Here is a 20,160-nt window from a genome sequence, read left to right as displayed (position 1 = left end):
AACCGGGCCACCGCGTACGGGGGTTGCGGGGGACGGGCCCGGTCCGAGGAGAGTCACTCTCCTCGGACCGGGCCCGCGGTGCGTGCGGGGCCCGGTGCGGGCCTGCTCCGTGTCCGGGTTCCGGCGTGTGCGAGGCTGGCACGCACCGCGGGCGTGGGGGCCCGTGGCGCGGCAGAGGCTGCCGTGCGGGCGGGGGCGGTGGGCTCTCGGGGCCGGCGGGCGCGGGTGGCCAGGTCGTCCCGCGTGGCGCCGGCGGACGGGGAGCGGTGCGCGGGACGGCCGCCCGGGAGGCACCGGTTCCGGCCAGGAGCGGCCGGGCCCACCGGTGACAGGACGTACGGCCGGGGTGCGCGGGAGGCCGTGGGGCGAGGCGGGGCCCTCGGTGGACGGCCACGCGCGAGCGCGCCCGGGGTCGTAGGCTGGACACCCCCGGCCCGTCCCACGTGTCGGGCGTCTCGCGTTGCCCACTCCCCGGGATGGAAGCCCTTCATGAGCCTGCACGGTCTGCTCGACGCCGTCGTCAAGGACGCCGCCCTCACGGAAGCGGTGAAGGCCGCCGCCGACGGCAACCGGATGCACGTCGACCTGGTCGGCCCACCCGCCGCACGCCCGTTCGCCATCGCCGCACTCGCCCGCGAGACCGGCCGCACCGTGCTGGCGGTGACCGCCACCGGCCGCGAGGCCGAGGACCTGGCGGCGGCCCTGCGCACCCTGCTCCCCCCGGACGGAGTCGCGGAGTACCCGTCGTGGGAGACGCTCCCGCACGAGCGGCTCTCGCCCCGGTCCGACACCGTCGGCCGCCGCCTCGCCGTACTGCGGCGCCTCGCCCACCCGCGCCCCGACGACCCCGAGACCGGCCCGGTGTCCGTCGTCGTCGCTCCCGTCCGCTCGGTCCTCCAGCCGCAGGTCAAGGGCCTCGGCGACCTGGAGCCCGTCGTCCTGCGGACCGGCCGGACGGCCGACCTGGGCGAGACCGTCGAAGCGCTCGCGGCAGCCGCGTACTCCCGTGTCGAACTCGTCGAGAAGCGAGGCGAGTTCGCCGTCCGCGGCGGCATCCTGGACGTCTTCCCGCCCACCGAGGAGCACCCGCTGCGCGTGGAGTTCTGGGGCGACGACATCGAGGAGATCCGCTACTTCAAGATCGCGGACCAGCGTTCCCTGGAGGTCGCCGACCACGGCCTGTGGGCCCCGCCCTGCCGCGAACTGCTCCTCACGGAGGACGTACGGGCCCGGGCGGCGGCGCTCGCCGAGGCCCACCCGGAACTGGGCGAACTCCTCGGCAAGATCGCCGAAGGCATCGCGGTGGAAGGCATGGAGTCCCTCGCCCCGGTCCTCGTCGACGACATGGAGCTGCTGCTCGACGTCCTGCCCGGGAACGCGATGGCCGTCGTCTGCGACCCCGAGCGGGTCCGCACCCGCGCCGCCGACCTGGTGGCGACCTCACAGGAGTTCCTCCAGGCGTCCTGGGCGGCGACGGCCGGAGGCGGCGAGGCCCCCATCGACGTCGGCGCGGCCTCCCTGTGGTCCATCGCGGACGTACGGGACCGGGCCCGCGAGCTGGACATGATGTGGTGGTCGGTGTCGCCGTTCGCCGCGGACGGCGACCTCACGGACGCCTTCGCCGGCGGGGTGGGGGACACCCTCAAACTGGGCATGCACGCGCCCGACACCTACCGGGGCGACACCGCCCGCGCGCTCGCCGACACCAAGGGCTGGCTGGCCGACGGCTGGCACACGGTCTACGTCACCGAGGCGCACGGTCCGGCTGCCCGCACCGTCGAGGTCCTCGGCGGCGAGGGCATCGCCGCCCGCCTCGACACCGACCTCACCGACCTCGGCCCCTCCGTGGTGCACGTGGCGTGCGGCTCCATCGACTACGGCTTCGTCGACCGGACGCTGCGGCTCGCCGTCCTGACGGAGACCGACCTCACCGGACAGAAGGCGGCGGGCAAGGACGGCGCCCGGATGCCGGCCCGCCGCCGCAAGACCATCGACCCGCTGACCCTGGAGACCGGCGACTACATCGTGCACGAGCAGCACGGTGTCGGCCGCTACATCGAGATGGTGCAGCGCACCGTCCAGGGCGCGACCCGCGAGTACCTGGTCGTCGAGTACGCCCCCGCCAAGCGCGGCCAGCCCGGCGACCGCCTCTACATCCCCACCGACCAGCTCGAACAGATCACCAAGTACGTCGGCGGCGAGGCACCCACCCTGCACCGCCTCGGCGGCGCCGACTGGACCAAGACGAAGGCCCGCGCCAAGAAGGCCGTCAAGGAGATCGCGGCCGACCTGATCAAGCTGTACAGCGCGCGCATGGCGGCCCCCGGGCACGCCTTCGGCACCGACACCCCCTGGCAGCGCGAGCTGGAGGACGCGTTCCCGTACGCGGAGACGCCCGACCAGCTCACGACGATCGCCGAGGTCAAGGAGGACATGGAGAAGACGGTCCCGATGGACCGCCTGATCTGCGGCGACGTCGGCTACGGCAAGACGGAGATCGCGGTCCGCGCCGCGTTCAAGGCGGTGCAGGACGGCAAGCAGGTCGCCGTCCTGGTGCCCACGACCCTGCTCGTGCAGCAGCACTTCGGCACGTTCTCCGAGCGCTACGCGCAGTTCCCCGTCAACGTCCGCGCCCTGTCCCGCTTCCAGACGGAGACGGAGTCCAAGGCGACCCTGGAGGGGCTGCGCGAGGGCTCCGTGGACCTCGTCATCGGCACCCACCGCCTGTTCTCCGCGGAGACGAAGTTCAAGGACCTCGGCCTGGTCATCGTCGACGAGGAGCAGCGCTTCGGCGTCGAGCACAAGGAACAGCTGAAGAAACTGCGCGCCAACGTCGACGTCCTGACGATGTCCGCGACCCCGATCCCCCGCACCCTGGAGATGGCGGTCACCGGCATCCGGGAGATGTCCACGATCACCACCCCGCCCGAGGAGCGGCACCCGGTGCTGACCTTCGTCGGCCCGTACGAGGAGAAGCAGATCGGCGCCGCGATCCGCCGCGAACTGCTCCGCGAGGGCCAGGTCTTCTACATCCACAACCGGGTCGAGTCCATCGACCGCGCGGCCGCCCGCCTCCGGGAGATCGTCCCGGAGGCGCGGATCGCCACGGCCCACGGCCAGATGTCGGAACAGGTGCTGGAGCAGGTCGTCGTGGACTTCTGGGAGAAGAAGTTCGACGTCCTGGTCTCCACGACGATCGTCGAGTCGGGCATCGACATCTCGAACGCGAACACGCTGATCGTGGAGCGCGGCGACAACTTCGGCCTCTCCCAGCTGCACCAGCTGCGCGGCCGGGTCGGCCGCGGCCGGGAGCGCGGCTACGCGTACTTCCTCTACCCGCCGGAGAAGCCGCTGACGGAGACCGCCCACGAGCGGCTCGCGACGATCGCCCAGCACACCGAGATGGGCGCCGGCATGTACGTGGCGATGAAGGACCTGGAGATCCGCGGCGCGGGCAACCTGCTCGGCGGCGAACAGTCGGGCCACATCGCGGGCGTCGGCTTCGACCTGTACGTCCGCATGGTGGGCGAGGCCGTCGCGGACTACCGCGCCTCCATGGAGGGCGGGGTCGAGGAGGAGCCGCCGCTGGAGGTCAAGATCGAGCTGCCGGTCGACGCGCACGTCCCGCACGAGTACGCGCCGGGCGAGCGGCTGCGCCTCCAGGCGTACCGGTCCATCGCCTCCGTCAACACGGAGGAGGACGTCAAGGCCGTACGCGAGGAACTCGTCGACCGCTACGGCAAGTTGCCCGAGCCGGTCGAGAACCTGCTCCTCGTGGCGGGCCTGCGGATGCTCGCGCGCGCCTGCGGGGTCGGCGAGATCGTTCTCCAGGCCAACAACATCCGCTTCGCGCCGGTGGAGTTGAGGGAGTCCCAGGAGCTGCGCCTGAAGCGCCTGTACCCGGGAACGGTCATCAAGCCGACCGCCCACCAGATCCTCGTCCCCCGCCCGAAGACCGCGAAGGTCGGCGGGAAGCCGCTGGTCGGGCGGGAACTGCTCGGCTGGACCGGCGAGTTCCTGGCCTCGGTCCTGGGGTCGTAGCGGCGTTCCACCGGCCGACCACCTGACCACCGACCCACCCGGCGGGTCGGCCGGTGGGTCGTCACGGGGTTCCGGTGGGCCGCGGTTCTCGCGGCCCACAGGGTGCGGGCGGGGCCGGGGTGCGCGCGGCCGGGGGCGCGTTCGGTTCGACATGCCCCCGGTTCCGGCGAAGTACGGCACGGTGGCGCGGAGTTCAGGGCCGCGGGGACCGGAACAGCATCTCCGTCAGGGCGTGGAAGGTCTCCTCGGCGTCCTCCTCGCCCACCTGGCCGTCCAGGTTGTGGCTGAGCAGGAGCGTGGCGAAGCCATGGGCGAGGGACCAGGCCGCGACCCCGGCGAGGCGGGTGTCGGCGCCGCGGCCCTCCGGCGGGAGCGCCGAGACGGCCGCGCGCAGCCGCCCGCCGGCGAGCGACCTCGCCGTGGTGAGCTCCAGGTCGTTCCCGCGGAGCAGCTCCGGGGAGAACATGACCTGGAAGTGGGCGGGATGCTCCCGCGCGAAACGTACGTACCGCACACCCGCGTCGCGCAGGTCGCCCGCCGCGTCGAGCGCGGTCGCCAGGAGGCCGTAGCCCTCCGCCGCGATGGCGGTGAGCAGGCCGGTGCGGTCCTTGAAGTGGTGGGCCGGGGCGGCGTGCGAGACGCCCGCGCGGCGGGCCAGGTCGCGCAGGCTCAGCGCGGCGGGCCCCTCGACGGCGATCACGTCGAGAGCGGCTCCGAGGATGGCACGGCGCAGGTCCCCGTGGTGGTACGGGCGCACGGACTCGCTGGTCGTCACGGGATCCATGACCCAAGCGTACGCCGAATCTAGGCATCGCCAAGTTCGGGGACTCCGGGCGGATCGGGCGCGCGTCCGGGGCGGGCGGCCCGGCGCCGTCGACGCATCTAGTCGTTGACAAGTTGGTCGGGCTCGGGCAATCTTGTCAGTGTCAAGTTGTGGGTGTGTCGTAGTGACGGGTCGTACGTGACGAGGGGTGGAGTCATGTCGGGGAACACCATCGGGACGAGCGGGACCGACGAGCTGGGCGGGACCGGCGGGGCGAGTGCGGGGGTGGAGGCGGGCGTCGGACTCGGCCAGGTGCGCCGGCTCTGGCATCTGCTGGAGCCGCTGCACGCCGTGCTCTACTACGCGCCCGAGGCCTTCGAGGAGGCGGCGGCGCTCGGATTCGGGATCGAGGAGCGCTGGCCCAGCTACTTCCCGTACCGCGCGGCGCCGTTGGGCGCGCTCAGCGGCGACCGGGTGGCCTCCGCCTTCTACAGCTTCAGTCCGCGCATGGTCGACGAACACATCAAGTCGGCCTGGGCGACGGCGGGTCCGGAGCAGGTGCTCGCGGCGCGCGAGCGGGCCGTCGACCGGGCGTACCGCGCGATCCTCGGTGACCGCGTCACGGCCCCCGAGCTGGCCGAGGCCGCCGCGCTGGCCCGCCGCGCCGCCGAGGCCGCGAACACCGCCGGCCGTCAACTCGCCTCGGCGAACGCGGACCTGCCCTGGCCCGAGGCCCCGCATCTCCAGCTGTGGCACGCGGCGACCGTCCTGCGCGAACACCGGGGCGACGGCCACCTCGCCGCCCTGCTCGTGGCGGGCCTGGACCCGGTGGAGTCCCTGGTCTCCTTCGCGGCGACAGGGGCGGCCTCCGTGGAGCGCTTCGAGAGCCGTGGCTGGAGCCCCGGGGAGTGGGCGGCGGCGAGAGCCCGGCTGGCCGCCCGCGGCCTGGTGGACGAGGAGGGGGCCGCCACGGACGCCGGCCGCGCGCTGCGCCATCAGGTCGAGCACCACACCGACCGGCTCGCTTCCGCCCCTTGGCGGTCGCTCGGCCCGGACCGCACCACCCGTCTCGCGGACCTGCTCGGCGAGTTCTGGGTCGCGGTGCTGGGGTCGGGACTGCTGCCGTCGGAGACGACGCTGGGGATCGGCAAGGTCTGACGGCCTTGCCGGAGGGCGGTGGTCGGCGGGCCGGCCGGTGCGGATTCGCGGATCGCTCGGAGAGGATCTAGGGCTGACCGGGCTGGTCGCGGTCGCGGTCCATGCCCATCGCGCCCTCGGCCTTGCGCTGCGCGTCGTCGACCTTGTCCGTGTATTTGTCGCCGGTCTTCTTGTTGACCTGCTTCTCCGCGGCGTCGGACATATCCGCTGCCTTGTCCTGGGCCGCCCGATTGCTCTTGAACCTGTCGAGGATGCCCATCCGGAGCTCCTTCCAGAGGTGACTCCAGACCGACGATACGCCCGGCATGCGCCGATTGCCCATCGATGCCGGGTATGGCCGAGGAGTGCCGCCCGTTACCGTGGGCAGACGGGAATCACGTCCGAGCAGGGCGGATCCGGGGAGGCGAAGGGGAGGGGCGTCGTGGCGCGTCTGAGGGGTGGAGCGGCTGCTGCCGCGGTGGTGCTGATGGTCATCGGCGCCGGAGTCACCGGCTGCAAGAAGGACTCCATCGGTTCCTCGGAACCGGCGGAGACGGTGGCCGGCGGAGGTGGCGCCGCGCTCGCCGCCGTGGACTCGCTGGCCGTCAAGGGGCGCGCGCCCAAGACCGGATACAGCAGGGAGCGATTCGGCACGGCCTGGGCCGACACCGACTCGAATCACTGTGACACCCGCGACGACATCCTCAAGCGGGACCTGAAGGAAGTGAAGTTCAGCGACGGCGACTGCAGGGTGTCCAGCGGGGTCCTCCAGCCGGATCCCTACGGCGGCAAGGACGTCACGTTCACCCGTGGCCGGAGCCTGGTCGACATCGACCACCTCGTCGCCCTCTCGGACGCCTGGCAGAAGGGCGCCAAGTACTGGGACGCGAGCAAGCGGATAGCCCTGGCCAACGATCCGCTCAACCTCCGTGCCGTGGGAGCGAGCGCCAACCGCAGCAAGGGCGACGGTGACACGGCGACCTGGCTCCCGCCCGACAAGGGCTACCGCTGCACCTATGTCGCCGCACAGGTGGCGGTGAAGAAGAAGTACGAACTGTGGGTCACCGACGCCGAGAAGGCGGCCATGAAAAAGGTGCTGTCCGGCTGCCCCGGCCAGAAACTCCCCTCGGGCGGCAACCCGACGGCCGCACCTGAGCGGTTCCACGCGAACTAGCGGTTCCACGCGAACTGGCGGTTCCGCGCGAACTAGCGGTTCCACCCGAACTGGCGGTCCGCGCGAGCCGGGGGCGCCTGGCGGCACAGGCGTGCCCTCCGGGGACGCGGAGGGCACGGTGTGCTCGGTCGAGGTGCGGCGTGCGGCGTGCGGCGTGCGAGGCGCCCGGTGCGCCGTGTCCCGGGCGCTGGTGTCCGGCGTGCCGGCGCGTGAGGCCGGCGAACCGGGCCGGGCCGCACCGTGCACGCCGAGTCCGACGCACCGGTGTGCCGCTCCGGGGCGAGCCCGGTGCGGCACGTGGCTTGCTGCCGGTGGCTGTGGCTGTGGCTGTGGCTGTGGCTGTGACCGGTGGCCGGTGACGCGTCAGCCGCCCAGCTTGTCCAGGTCGAGGACCTGTCCGCTCGGCTTGTCCGCGGAGACCGGCTTGTCGAACTCGCTGAAGGTGATCGTGCCCGGGTCCTTGGCGGAGTTGCTGTCGACCCGCAGCAGGTAGGGCTTGCCCTCGGTGGCGACGTACAGCGTGTACCGGTCCTTGCCGTCCTTCTCGTGCAGGACGATCGCCGGGGTTCCGTCGACGGTCGTGGTCTTGCCGCGCGTGGCGTCGGAGTTCCCGTTCTCCGCGTCGGCGAGCACGGTGCCGAGGTCGCAGAAGCCCGCGATGTCCTTGGCGTCGGCGCCGGTCGCGGCCATCTTCGTCCACTTGCCGGCCAGCATGTCCACGACCGCGTCCGTCTCCTCCTTGGAGTCGCCGTCCTCGCTCTGGGCGCGCAGGAACGCTTCGTCGTACTTCATGTAGACGGTGTCGCCGGTCTTGATGAGATCGGCCTTGCCCTCGCCCTTCATGTTCATCGTTCCGGCGCACTCGCCCTTCTTGTCGAGGGCCATGTCGATCCCGAGGGTTCCGCCGTCCTCGTCGTCGGGGACGTCGCCCTTCATCCGGAGCGAGGTGGCGCCCGTGGTGGCCTTCATGGCCCGGTCGGCGATCTCGCCCCCGGACAGTCCGGCGAACGGGCCCTTCGGCTTGCTGTCCGCGTCGGTCTCGCCCGGCAGGCAGCCGGTGAGGCCCGCGGTGGCCGCGGCGGCGAGACAGAGAGCGGCAAGTACGGTGCGACGCATGGGAGTTCCTTGGCGTGGTGTCGGATGACGCATGAGTGGGGGGAAATGGAGCGGTTCGCTGGTGCTGACGGGCGCCGGCCGGGTCGGCGGGACGAGGTCAGGCCGTCTTCTTCCAGTCGCCGCAGCCCGTGGTCTTGAAGTAGCCGTCGCCGGCGCTGATGGTGACGACCGCGGTGCCGGTCACGTTGTTGTTGGCCACGATGGAGTTCAGGGAGTGCGTGGCGTCCTTGTCGCGCTCCCAGTAGCAGCCGTCGTCGGCGTTGCCGGTGGACCGGTAGGTGCCGGGGGCGATGTCCGCGCCGACTCTGTACATGCCGCCGTCGCCCTTCATCCGCGTGGCGGGTGAACCGGAGGCCTTCGCGCCGACGGCTTCCCAGTCCTCGCAGTCGGTGCTCTTGAAGAGCTTGTCGCTCGCCTTGACGGTCACGTAACTGGTGCCGCTGACGTTGTCGTTGGCCAGCAGGGAGTCCATCTCGCCCGAGGCGTCCTTGGCGCGCTCCCAGTAGCACATGCCGTCGGTGTTGCCCGAGGTGCGGTAGGTGCCGGGCTTGATGTCACTGCCGACCCGGAAGTCGCCGTCCCCCTCGAAGGCGACCTTCTTCTCGGCCTTGGCGGCCGTGTCGCTCTTCTTGGTCCCGGCCTTCTTGCCGCTCTCGTGCTGCTTGGCGGACGAGGAGGTGTCCTTGCCGCTGCCACCGGAGCCGCCGGCTCCGTCGTTGCCCGCGTTCGCCGAGACGACCCCGATGACGACGATGCCGACCACGGCTCCCAGCCCCACTTTGGCCTTGATGCCCATGATGTGCCCTCCCCTGGCTGTGAACGGATTGCTCGAATACGCACGGCATCCGGTTCGTTTCGGTGACCTGCCCGTTCGATGGGTCAATAACAGCAGAGCGTGTGAACCGAGTCAACATGGTTCACAGGGAAAGTTATGTGCACGGGTGTGAAGGGCCAGATCTTGCATTCGTCGGTATGCTCGGCGTCACAGGCCGGGGCGGCGGGCCAGGGGCAGCACGAGCGTCAAGACCGCAGCGGCGCCGAGGGGCTCCGCGAACACCACCGACACGGCGGATACCGCCGCGTCGACCGAAGAAGTCCCGGGCGTCACGCACGCCCCGGGGCGGCACGGGGCCGCAAGGGGCCGCGGGGTCCGCCGACCAGAACGAGGGGAGCCGGGCGGGTGCAGCACAACGCGACAGAGGTGACCGCCGCCGGAATCGCCCGGCTCGCCGGAGTCGGCAGGGCGGCCGTCAGCAACTGGCGCCGCCGTCACGCCGACTTCCCCAAACCGGTCGGCGGCACCGAGACCAGCCCCTCCTTCGCGCTCGCCGAAGTCGAGGCCTGGCTGCGCGACCAGGGCAAACTCGCCGAGGTCCCGCTGCGCGAACGCGTCTGGCAGCAACTCGCCGGCCACCCCGAAGGCCCGGTCACCGCACTCGTCCACGCCGGATGCGTGCTCCTGCTCATCCACGACCGTCCCACCGACTGGCTGGAACTGAGCGCGGGCTCCGACGAACGCCTCGCGGCCATGCTGCCCACCGCCCTGGAACAGGTGATCACCCCGCGCTTCGGGGCACCCCACGAGCGGGCCGTGAACACTCCGACCGGCCCCGAACTGCTCACCTCCGCGGCCCTGCTGCGCGGGGCGGCCGAACTCGCCGCGGAACGGGGCGCCCGCCAGACCTACGAGTTCCTCCTCGGGCGGCACCTCGACGCCAACCCGCGCCAGTACACGCTCACACCGGCCGACCTCGCCACGCTGATGGCCGACCTCGCCGGGCCCGCGCGCACCGCGCTCGATCCGGCGTGCGGCACCGGGGCGCTGCTGCGCGCCGTCACGGCCAGGCCCGACCAGGAGCTGTACGGCCAGGACAGCGCACCCGAACTCGCGGCGCTCTGCGGACTGCGCCTCGCGCTCCAGGGGACGGCCGCCGTCCGCACCGCGCCCGGAGACACCCTGCGCGCGGACGCCCACAGCACCCTCAAGGCCGACGTCGTCGTCTGCCACCCGCCGTTCAACGAACGCAACTGGGGACACGACGAACTCGCCTACGACGCCCGCTGGGAGTACGGATTCCCCGCCCGCACGGAATCCGAACTGGCCTGGGTGCAGCACGCGCTGGCGCACCTCAAGGACGGCGGCAGCGCCGTCGTCCTCATGCCGCCGGCCGCCGCCTCGCGCCGCTCCGGCCGCCGCATCCGCGCCGACCTGCTGCGCCGCGGCGCCCTGCGCGCCGTGATCGCCCTGCCGATCGGCGCGGCACCCCCGTACAACATCCCGCTGCACATCTGGGTGCTGCGCCGCCCTGAGAAGGCGCCCGCGCAGCCGGAAGTGCTGCTCGTCGACACCGGTGCGTCGGCGGGCGACGGCCGCGGCCTCGACTGGACCGCCGTCCGGAACGCTGCGCTCGACGCGTGGCGGCCCTTCGAGCGGACCGGGACCACGCGCGAGGACCCGGGGTTCAGCCGCTCGGTGCCGGTCATCGAACTCCTCGACGACGACGTCGACCTGGCACCCGCGCGCCATCTCCCGCCGGCCGCCGCCGGACGCGGTACCGAACAGCTCGCGCTGGTGCGCGAACACCTCGGCGACACCCTGCGTCTCACCTCCGACCTCACGCCCCCCGAGGCACGGCACGCCTCCCCGGCACGATGGCCGCTCATCACCGTCGGCGAACTCGCCCGCGGCGGAGCCCTGCTGCTGCGCACCGGCGGAACCTCCGCGCCCGCCCGCGCGACCGTACTCACCGACCACGACGTCCTCGCCGGAACCGCGCCCTCCGGGAACCTTCCCGAAGGGGAGGAGGAGGCCGTACTGGTCGAGACCGGTGACGTCGTGGTGCCCGTCCTCGGCGGCGGCTCCGTGGCACGCGTGATCGACGAGAACACCGCGGGCGCCGTCCTGGGACGCAACCTCACGCTCCTGCGCCCCGATCCGGCCTCCCTGGACCCCTGGTTCCTGGCCGGCTTCCTGCGCGGCACCGCGAACAACCGGCAGGCCAGCAGCTACGCGTCCACCGCCACCCGGCTCGACGTGCGACGCCTGCACCTGCCCCGGCTCGCCCTCGAGGACCAGCGCCGCTACGGGGAACGCTTCCGCGCGCTCGCCGAGTTCGAGGACGCGCTGCGCAGGGCCGGGCGGCTCGGGGAACAACTCGTACGCGGCATGTACGACGGCCTGACGGACGGCACGGTCGCACCGGACTGACGGAACGCGAGCCTCCTCCGGGGCTCCTCGCGGCCTGCCGGGGCACGTGAAGCGATCAGCGCGACAACGGTTCGGTACAACCCGGACCGGTTGTCCCTGTCGGCCTATACGCTCGGACTTCCAACTCGTACGTCCGTCCGCCCCATCAGGTCTCCAGGAGCAGTCATGCACGGCCACGGCTACGCGCCGCCTCCGCCGAAGCGCCCACCGACGGCGCTGCTGGTCGTGCTGCGTGTGATCTTCGGAGCGCTGCCGCTCCTGAGCATCGGCTTCCTGGCGTGGGGCTCGACGCTGCGCGTCGCGCTGGTGACCCGCCGGGCCACCGACTGGTGGATCTTCGTCGGCTCGCTCGTGACCATGGGGATCAGCTTCGGGTTCCTCAGCACCGACCACACCGACGACTTCAGCAGCCCCAAGGGCAACGCGGGCATGATCATCCTGCTGCTCAACGCCGCCGCCTGCACGGGCTACTACCTGTTCGCGGACATCCGCCACTACAGCGGACCCCGCCCCCTCGGCCACCCCGGCCCCCTGCACCCGACCGCCCACCAGACACCGCACTACGGCTACCCGCAACCCATGTCGCCGTACACGACCCCGATCCCGCCGCAGGCGACCACCGTGCCGCAGCCGCCCGTCGGACCGCCCGTGCCCCGGCCCCCCGTCGGGCCTCCGGTGCCGCAGCGGCCCGCGCCCGCGCGGATCGACCAGGTGCGCGCCGAACTCGACGAACTCAGCGACTACCTCCGCAAGCGCGACGGTCAGCACGGCGACGGGAACGGCAGATGAGCGTGGCGGCGAACCGGGTGATCGCGGACCGCTACGAACTGTCCACCCTCATCGGGCAGGGCGGCATGGGCCAGGTCTGGACCGCCTACGACAAGCGGCTGGACCGACGGGTCGCGGTGAAACTGCTGCGCCCCGACAAGGTCGCGGGCCAGGAGGCCGACGAACTGCGCCGTCGCTTCGTGCGCGAGTGCAGGGTGACCGCGCAGGTCGACCACCCCGGACTGGTCACCGTCCACGACGCGGGCAGCGACGGCGACGAACTGTTCCTCGTCATGCAGTACGTCGACGGGGCGGACCTCTCCGACCACCTCGCCGAACACGACCCGTACCCCTGGCAGTGGGCCGTCGCCGTCGCCGCCCAACTGTGCGCCGTGCTCTGCGCGGTGCACGCCGTCCCGATCGTGCACCGCGACCTCAAACCGCGGAACGTGATGGTCAAGCAGGACGGCACCGTGACCGTCCTCGACCTGGGCGTCGCCTCCGTCATGGACACCGACACCACGCGCCTGACGCACACCGGCTCCCCCATCGGCAGCCCCGCCTACATGGCCCCCGAACAAGCCATGGGCGGCGCCGTCGGCCCGTACACCGACCTGTACGCCCTCGGCGTGCTGATGCACGAACTCCTCAGCGGCGACGTGCCGTTCTCCGGCTCGACCGCGCTCGGCGTACTCCACCGCCACCTGTACGAGCCACCGCTCCCGGTCCGCCGACTGCGCCCCGAGGTGCCGCCCGCGCTGGAGGACCTCGTGCTGCGCCTGCTCTCCAAGGACCCGCAGCACCGGCCGGCCTCCGCGCAGGAGACGTACGAGCAACTGCTCCCCCTGCTGCCCTCGCGCGGCCTGCCCACGGGTGCCCCGCTGGATCCCACCCGGCCCTTCCTGCGCCCGCACGCCCCGTGGCCGGACCAGGCGCGCACCCCCGCACCCCAGCCGCAGACGGCGCCCGTCGCCGAGCGGCCCGACGTCGCGGGCGCGGTCGACGAGGTCAAGCGACTGCTGGGCGAGGGCCGCATCACCCAGGCCGTGGACATCCTCGGCTCGATCCTTCCGGCGGCGGCCGGCGAGCACGGGGAGAACTCTCCCGTCGTGCGCACCCTGCGCAAGCAGTACGCGGCCACGCTCATGGACGACGGGCAGTACCGGCGGGCACTGCCCGAACTGCGGCGACTCGCCGACGAGCGCGCCGCCGAGGCCGGCCAGGCCGACCCCCAGTCCCTGCGCTTCCGCTACGAGGCGGCCCAGTGTCTGGAACAACTCGGGGAGCCCGCCGCCGCGTTGGCCGAGTACCGCGCGCTCCTGCCGTACTACGAGAACCAGTACGTCGCCGGTGACCCGGAGGTCTCCCTCGAAGTCCGCCGCAGGATGGGCCACTTGCTGCTCGCCCTCGGCGACCGCGCCGCCGCCCACGACACGCTGGCCAGACTCCTGCACGACGTGGAGCGGCTGCGCGGACCCGGGCACCCCATGGCGACGGAGATCCGGCGGACCCTCCAGTGGCTGGGGCAGGTACGGGGCTGAGACCCCGCCCGCCGCGGGACGGGACCCGCGGCGGCACCCGGCGCGGACGAACCGCCGGACAGCGCCCCTGACCTGCGGACATCACGAACACGCCTGGGTTTACCGGGTCTTGAGGGAATCTTGTGGCGAACGAGGTCCGGGGTTTCCCGTCCGGAGAGGCGACGTCGGTTACGTTGCGATCCGCTCCCGGCGCCGGGGGCCGGCGCCCGCCCCGAGCGGGCCGGACGAGGGCGCCGCGTCAGGAGCACCTCCGTCTTTCCGAACGATCGCCTTCCCGTCACCCGGTTCCCCGGGGGCGCGCGGGTTCCGCACGCCGAGGCGTGCGCGTCGAATGCTGAATGGGGTGGGAATGTCCAACCATCGGATGTCCAAGAAGGGCCGCTACATCGCCTGGGCCACGGCGGGCGCGGCCGTGGTCGCCGGGGCCGGGATCACCGCACAGGCGTCGATGGCGGCGACCACCTGGCCCGCCCAGAAGACCTTCACGGGCCGCGCCTTCGACACGTGCACCGCGCCCTCCCTGGCCGCGATGAAGGCCTGGCACACCGGCTTCTACGGGGCCGCCGCCGTGTACATCGGCGGCAAGAACCGCGGATGCGGCCAGCCCAACCTCACCGCCTCCTGGGTCAAGTCCGTCAGCACGGTCGGCTGGAAGCTCATCCCGCTCTACGTCGGCGCCCAGCCGTCCTGCCAGACCGGGAGCAGCCCCGAGAAGATCACCGCCTCGACCGCGGCCTCCCTCGGCGCGGCCGACGGCGCGGACGCGGTCGCCAAGGCCTCCGCCCTCGGCATGAAGGCCGGCAGCCCGGTCTACCTCGACATGGAGTCCTACGACGTCACGAACAAGGCGTGCGACGACGCCGTACTGACGTACGTGCGCGCCTTCGACAAGACCCTGCACGCCAAGACCTACCGCACCGGCTACTACGGCTTCACCAGCTCCAGCGCCAAGGCCGTCGCGACCGCCACCGACAAGACGGACCTGCCGGGCAACCTCTGGTACGCGCTGTGGGACAAGAAGAACACCACGACCACCGACTGGCCGTGGGGCGCCACCCAGTTCACCGGCCACAGCCGCGCCCACCAGTACATGGTCAACAGCAAGGAGAGCCGCGGCGGTTACACGATCACCGTGGACCGCGACGCCTGGGACGCCCCGGTCGCCATCACCGGCTGACGGAGGACGGGCCGGCGGCCTGCTGCCTGCGCCCGCGGGCCTGTGGCCGGCGGGCTGTACGGCGGTCCTGCGGCGCCGGGCCCTCGGTCCGAGAGCCCTCGTGCCGCCCTCGCCCACCGGGCCGCCCCGGTCCGTCGCACCGGCCGCGGTCACTCGTACGGGCGGACCGTGGCCGTCCCGCGGGGCGAGGGTGCTCCGGCGGGTGCCTGAAGTCGTCGTGAATCGTTGGTCGAATGGCTGGCCGAGAGGCGGGCCACTGCCTACCATCGATCACCGCAAGACTTTGTGCACCGCCGCACAATCTCCTCGGGAGGCTTCCTTGCACCGCCGCCGTCGCACCGCGCTCGTCCTCTCCGCCGCGATCGTCGCAGCGGCCCCTCTGCTCACGGGCTGTGGCAGCGATGCCCATCCGGGCGCCGCTGCCGTCGTCGGCGACAGCCGGATCACCGTCGCCCAGCTGGAGAGCCGGGTGAACGAGGTGCGCACGGCCCAGCGGGCCGCCAGCAAGAACGACGCCCAGTACGAGCAGGTCATCGCCAACACCGGCGCCCTCACCCGCGACACCCTGCACGGCATGGTCCTGGACCGGGTGCTGCACCGGGCGGCGAAGAACGCCGGCGTGACCGTGACCCGCAAGGACTCCCAGCAGATGCGGGCGGCCCTCGAACAGCAGGCGGGCGGCCCGGAAGCCCTGGAAGCGGCCTGGCTGACGAACTACGGAGTGGCGCCCCGGCATCTCGACGACAGCCTGCGCACCGAGATCGAGGCCCGGAAACTCGCCACCGCGCTCGGCGTCGACATGAACACCACGGACGGCAAGGCCGCCTTCTGGAAAGAGATGTCCGCCGCGTCCAAGGAACTGAACGTCGACCTGAACCCGCGCTACGGCACCTGGGACGTCCAGAAGAGCAGCCGCGTCGACGCGAAGACGCCGTGGCTGAAGGAGGTCACGTCGGCGGGGACCCAGCAGCCCGCCTGACCCTCACCGGGCGGTCCCGGGACCGACGGCACCACAGGCCTGTGGACAACGGGCCTGTGGGAAACGGCTCCGTGGACAGCCGGCCTGTGGACGGGCGGACCGCGCCTCTACCCGCCTGTGGACAACCCGGGAGCCGTCGCCGGCTTGGGTTACGTTCGAGGGGTGAACGCAACCAGCAGTTTCGACGACTCCCCGACCGCCGACCCGGTCGTCGAGGGCCCCGGCCGCATCGTCCTGCTCACCACCAGCCACCGTGTCGCTCCCGGCCTGTTGTCCTGGCCCGCCTGGCAGGCTCTGCACGCCGCCGACCGGGTCCTGTGCGCGGACGGCGCGCATCCGCAGGTGCCGTATCTGCGCGAGGCCGGCATCAGCGTCGACGAGGTGTCCCCGACCGCCCAGGAACTGGTCGACGCGTGCGCCGACGGCCGTTCGCTGGTCGTCGTCGCCACCGGAGAGGGCGAACCCCGCCTCACCGACGGACTGGCCCGGCTGGCGGGCTCCGGACGGATACAGATGCCGGACCTGGAGCTGCTCCCCGCCTCGTACGACCTGCCGGGCGCCCGCCTCCTCGACCTCGTCCAGGTGATGGACCGCATCCGCGCGGAGTGCCCCTGGTCGTCCCGGCAGACCCACGAGGGCCTGGCGAAGTACGGCCTCGAGGAGGCGTACGAGCTCGTCGAGGCCATCGAGGAGGGCGACCGGGACGAGCTGCGCGAAGAACTCGGCGATGTCCTGCTCCAGGTCGTGTTCCACTCCCGGATCGCCGAGGACGACGAGGAGGCCCCCTTCTCGATCGACGACGTGGCCGGCGGCATCGTCGCCAAGCTGATCCACCGGCACCCCCATGTCTTCGGCGACGAGACGGCCACGACGCCCGAGGAGGTCAAGGCGCACTGGCTGCGGACCAAGGCCGAGGAGAAGAGACGCACCTCCGTCACCGAGGGCGTCCCGCTCGGACAGCCCGGCCTGGCGCTGGCGGCCAAGCTGTCCTCCCGCGCGCGCACGACGGGACTCGAGGTCCCGCTGCCCACCGGGGACGGCGTGGGATACGAACTGCTGGCGATGGCCGCCCGCGCCGAGGCGGAGGGCGTGGACCCGGAAGCGGCCCTCCGGGCGGCGGCACGGGCCTACCGCGACGCGATCCGCTCGGCGGAGCACGGTCTCGCCGGCGCGGCCGAGAGCGGCCTCGCCGGGACGGGCGAGGCCGGGGACGCGAAGGCGGACGAAGACTAGGACGGGGGCGGGGACGGGGACGGGGATGCGGGCCCGGGCCTGAGCCTGGCGTGGGCGAGCAGGGCTGAGGGGCCGAAGGGGAGGGAGGGGGAGGGAGGGGGGGAGGGCCCCCGGGCCCCCCGAAGCAACACGCGGTCCGGCGCGTCCCCTTCAGCCCCGCGGAGCCCGGTCCGCAGGGCTGTGCCAGGCCGCCACAGGGCGGTCGAGCAGCCACTCCGCCGCGCCGACGGGGCGCGGACGGCTCGCTCCGGTGGGTGGCAGCAGGTCGTGGAAGACGCGGTCGGCCGGTGTGCCGAGGGCGGGAAGGGCTTCGGTGACCTCCTCGACGAGATCGGGCGGACCGGCGACGTAGACGTCGTGCCGGGTCCAGCCGGCCCGGGCGCCGAGCGCGGTCAGCAGTCGTTCCGTCGCCTGTGTCCTGGGGCGGCCGGGCGCGGGCGTGATGTAGGTGACGGCGAGCCCGGGGAGTTCGGTCCGCAGGCGTTCGACGGCGGGGCGGTCGTAGAGGTGGGTGATGTCGCGGGCGACGAGGAACAGGCGGGCCTCGTGGGCGGTCTCGAGTTGTTCCAGCAGGGCCTTGACCGGGGCCCAGCCCGTGCCGGCGGCGATGAGGGTGAGCGGGCGGTCGGCCGGTGTCCGCAGGGTGAGGCCGCCGCCGGGTGCGCCCAGCCGCAGGACGTCGCCCACGCGGGTCTGCCGGACGAGGGCGGTGGAGAGCACCCCGTTGTCGACGCGGCTGATGTGGAGGTCGACGGTGCGGTCGGCGCGGGGCGCGTTGGCGAGGGAGTAGGGGCGCCAGACGCACGGCAGTCGGGGCATGTTGACGCTGACGTACTGGCCGGGGGAGTAGGTGAGCCGCTGTCGTGGCCGCAGGGTGAGGGCGACGAGGTCGTCGCCGTGCCGGGTGCGGGTGACGACCTCGGCGTCCCACCAGCGGGGCTCGCCCTGGTGCCGGGCCTCCCAGGCGCCCTGGAGCATGAGCCGGGTGATCGTCGCGTACGCCTCGGACCAGGCTTTCCCGGTCTCGGTGCTCCAGGCCGAGCCGGCGACGAACGCGAACGCGGCGATCAGGCTCGCGCCCACGGCCGCGTAGTGCTCGGGCTGGGCCAGGTACTTCCGGTGGTCCCGTCCGAGGTCCCGTAGGTACCGGGGAAGTCCGGGGTCCTCCAGCCCGTCCATGACGAAGGTGAGTGCCGCGAAGAGCCGGTCCCGTTGCCGTTCCATGTCCTGCGGGAGGTCGGCCGGGAACAGCCGGCGCAGTTCCGGGTTGTGGCGGAACAGGTGCGAGTAGAAGTACTTGACCGCGAACTCGGCCCGTCGTTCCACGACCGCGAAGCTGGATCTGAGTATTTCGGGGTCCACCGCGTGAATGTAGGGACGTGCCGAGCGGCCGGGTCAAACAGCCGGCCATGCCCGGACAGCCTGGGGCGAAGCGGGCGGAGGTGCTGCCCGTGGCCGTCGTGGGCCCGGGGGGTGTCCCGATCGCCGGTCGGCCGGGGAGTGCCGGGCCGCTGCGGATACCGTCGGGGAGTGACCGAGCACGAAGATCCCGCCAGCGCCGCCCCCGAACTCTTCACCTGGGAGTTCGCCACCGATCCCTACCCGGCGTACGCCTGGCTCAGGGAGCACGCGCCGGTGCACCGGACGCGGCTGCCCAGTGGGGTGGAGGCCTGGCTCGTGACGCGGTACGCGGACGCCAGGCAGACGCTCGCCGATCCCCGGTTGTCCAAAAATCCCGCGCATCACGACGAACCCGCGCACGCGAGGGGCAGGACCGGGATTCCCGGGGAGCGCAAGGCCGACCTGATGACGCATCTGCTGAACATCGATCCGCCGGACCACACCCGGCTGCGGCGGCTCGTCAGCAAGGCCTTCACACCGCGGCGGGTCAACGAGTTCGCGGCGCGGGTGCAGGAGTTGACGGATCAGCTCATCGACGGGTTCGCGGCCAGGGGGTCGGCCGATCTCATCCACGAGTTCGCGTTCCCGCTCCCCATCTACGCCATCTGCGACCTGCTCGGTGTCCCGCGCGAGGACCAGGACGACTTCCGGGACTGGGCGGGGATGATGATCCGGCACGGTGGCGGTCCGCGCGGCGGGGTCGCCCGGTCCGTCAAGAAGATGCGCGGGTATCTCGCCGAACTCATCCACCGCAAGCGCGAGGCGCTGACCGCGGTGCCCGAGCCCGGCGAGGACCTGATCTCCGGGCTCATCCGGGCCTCGGACCACGGTGAGCACCTCACGGAGAACGAGGCCGCCGCGATGGCCTTCATCCTTCTCTTCGCCGGTTTCGAGACCACGGTCAATCTCATCGGCAACGGGATGCACGCCCTGCTGACCCATCCCGGGCAGCGGGCCCGCCTCCAGGCCTCCCTCGCGGCCGGGGAGAGCGGGCTGCTCGAGACCGGTGTGGAGGAACTCCTGCGCTACGACGGGCCCGTGGAACTGGCCACCTGGCGGTTCGCGACGGAGGACGTGCGGATCGGCGGGCAGGTCATCTCGGCCGGTGATCCCGTGCTCGTGGTTCTCGCCGCCGCGGACCGGGACCCCGAACGGTTCGAGCGGCCGGACACGCTCGATCTCGCACGGAGTGACAATCAGCACGTGGGCTACGGGCACGGCATCCACTACTGCCTGGGTGCGCCGCTCGCCCGGCTGGAGGGGCAGACCGCCATCGGTACGCTCCTCAACCGCCTGCCCGACCTTCGGCTTGGGGTGGATTCGGCTGATCTGCGCTGGCGCGGAGGGCTGATTATGCGTGGATTGCGCACGCTTCCGGTGGAGTTCACCCCGGTCAAATAGGCCCTGAACGGCGCATCGGTGACCCTTCGACACCTTCGCCGAAGGATTTCTTCCGAATACCGGAAAGGGTGCCCTCGCGGCTACCGGAACGTGATGGTCCATCAATTTTGTGATCTTCACGTGATCTGTACTGCATCGACTTGTGACAAGTGATCGAGTGCGACTACGTTCACCCATCAACGCGACACCCGCACCGAGCACTTCGTGGGAGTCGTCGTAGT

Annotated in this window: 15 protein-coding genes; 10 read left to right on the top strand and 5 right to left on the bottom strand. The window is 72.1% G+C overall.

Annotated features, from left to right (window positions below; all coding sequences use genetic code 11):
* Positions 1–489: 489 nt before the first annotated feature.
* Entirely contained in the window at positions 490–4,041 is a 3,552-nt protein-coding gene (gene mfd, locus ACFYW7_RS17300; protein WP_389502947.1) for a transcription-repair coupling factor, read from the top strand.
* A gap of 193 nt (positions 4,042–4,234) precedes the next feature.
* Here the strand turns inward: mfd and ACFYW7_RS17295 are convergent, their stop codons facing one another.
* Entirely contained in the window at positions 4,235–4,825 is a 591-nt protein-coding gene (locus ACFYW7_RS17295) for a TetR/AcrR family transcriptional regulator (RefSeq protein ID WP_389502945.1), read from the bottom strand.
* Positions 4,826–5,020: 195 nt separating this feature from the next.
* On the opposite strand from ACFYW7_RS17295, the gene ACFYW7_RS17290 reads away from it, so the two are divergent.
* Positions 5,021–5,962: a hypothetical protein gene (locus ACFYW7_RS17290; RefSeq protein ID WP_389502943.1), complete on the top strand. Its 942-nt coding sequence runs from the start codon at positions 5,021–5,023 to the stop codon at positions 5,960–5,962.
* Positions 5,963–6,029: 67 nt separating this feature from the next.
* Here the strand turns inward: ACFYW7_RS17290 and ACFYW7_RS17285 are convergent, their stop codons facing one another.
* Positions 6,030–6,221 (bottom strand): Rv0909 family putative TA system antitoxin, encoded by a 192-nt coding sequence (locus ACFYW7_RS17285; protein WP_389502941.1) that lies wholly within the window; start codon positions 6,219–6,221, stop codon positions 6,030–6,032.
* A 162-nt stretch (positions 6,222–6,383) separates the two neighbouring features.
* Here ACFYW7_RS17285 and ACFYW7_RS17280 point away from each other — a divergent pair, with 162 nt between their 5' ends.
* On the top strand, positions 6,384–7,115 hold the full coding sequence (locus tag ACFYW7_RS17280; protein WP_389502939.1) for an HNH endonuclease family protein: 732 nt from the start codon (positions 6,384–6,386) through the stop codon (positions 7,113–7,115).
* A gap of 363 nt (positions 7,116–7,478) precedes the next feature.
* On the opposite strand, the gene ACFYW7_RS17275 is transcribed toward ACFYW7_RS17280, so the two are convergent.
* Positions 7,479–8,231 carry a hypothetical protein gene (locus ACFYW7_RS17275; RefSeq protein WP_389502937.1) on the bottom strand — a complete coding sequence of 251 codons (753 nt, stop codon included), beginning with the start codon at positions 8,229–8,231 and terminating at the stop codon, positions 7,479–7,481.
* Between the two features lie 97 nt (positions 8,232–8,328).
* Positions 8,329–9,027, bottom strand: a complete 699-nt coding sequence (locus ACFYW7_RS17270; RefSeq protein WP_389502935.1) for a hypothetical protein — start codon at positions 9,025–9,027, stop codon at positions 8,329–8,331.
* 384 nt (positions 9,028–9,411) lie between these two features.
* Between ACFYW7_RS17270 and ACFYW7_RS17265 the strand changes: the two genes are divergently transcribed.
* The 6 genes from ACFYW7_RS17265 (at position 9,412) to ACFYW7_RS17240 (ending at position 17,137) form a co-directional block, all read left to right on the top strand.
* Positions 9,412–11,439 (top strand): N-6 DNA methylase, encoded by a 2,028-nt coding sequence (locus ACFYW7_RS17265; protein ID WP_389502932.1) that lies wholly within the window; start codon positions 9,412–9,414, stop codon positions 11,437–11,439.
* A 165-nt stretch (positions 11,440–11,604) separates the two neighbouring features.
* Positions 11,605–12,228, top strand: a complete 624-nt coding sequence (locus tag ACFYW7_RS17260) for a hypothetical protein (RefSeq protein ID WP_389502929.1) — start codon at positions 11,605–11,607, stop codon at positions 12,226–12,228.
* Entirely contained in the window at positions 12,225–13,748 is a 1,524-nt protein-coding gene (locus ACFYW7_RS17255; RefSeq protein WP_389502927.1) for a protein kinase, read from the top strand. Before ACFYW7_RS17260 ends, ACFYW7_RS17255 begins: the two co-directional genes overlap by 4 nt.
* Before the next feature lie 349 nt (positions 13,749–14,097).
* Positions 14,098–14,925, top strand: coding sequence for a glycoside hydrolase domain-containing protein (locus tag ACFYW7_RS17250; RefSeq protein ID WP_389502925.1), 828 nt, complete (start codon positions 14,098–14,100; stop codon positions 14,923–14,925).
* A gap of 319 nt (positions 14,926–15,244) precedes the next feature.
* Positions 15,245–15,904, top strand: coding sequence for a SurA N-terminal domain-containing protein (locus ACFYW7_RS17245; RefSeq protein WP_389502923.1), 660 nt, complete (start codon positions 15,245–15,247; stop codon positions 15,902–15,904).
* A gap of 162 nt (positions 15,905–16,066) precedes the next feature.
* Positions 16,067–17,137, top strand: a complete 1,071-nt coding sequence (locus tag ACFYW7_RS17240; RefSeq protein WP_389502921.1) for a nucleoside triphosphate pyrophosphohydrolase — start codon at positions 16,067–16,069, stop codon at positions 17,135–17,137.
* 150 nt (positions 17,138–17,287) lie between these two features.
* Here the strand turns inward: ACFYW7_RS17240 and ACFYW7_RS17235 are convergent, their stop codons facing one another.
* Positions 17,288–18,499, bottom strand: coding sequence for a globin domain-containing protein (locus ACFYW7_RS17235; protein ID WP_389502919.1), 1,212 nt, complete (start codon positions 18,497–18,499; stop codon positions 17,288–17,290).
* A gap of 168 nt (positions 18,500–18,667) precedes the next feature.
* Between ACFYW7_RS17235 and ACFYW7_RS17230 the strand changes: the two genes are divergently transcribed.
* Positions 18,668–19,939 carry a cytochrome P450 gene (locus ACFYW7_RS17230; RefSeq protein ID WP_389502917.1) on the top strand — a complete coding sequence of 424 codons (1,272 nt, stop codon included), beginning with the start codon at positions 18,668–18,670 and terminating at the stop codon, positions 19,937–19,939.
* Positions 19,940–20,160: the final 221 nt, after the last annotated feature.

This window comes from Streptomyces sp. NPDC002580 (genome assembly GCF_042889485.1).
GTDB lineage: Bacteria > Actinomycetota > Actinomycetes > Streptomycetales > Streptomycetaceae > Streptomyces.
Note: the sequence above shows the minus strand (reverse complement) of the source record. Positions and strands in the feature narration are given on the sequence as shown.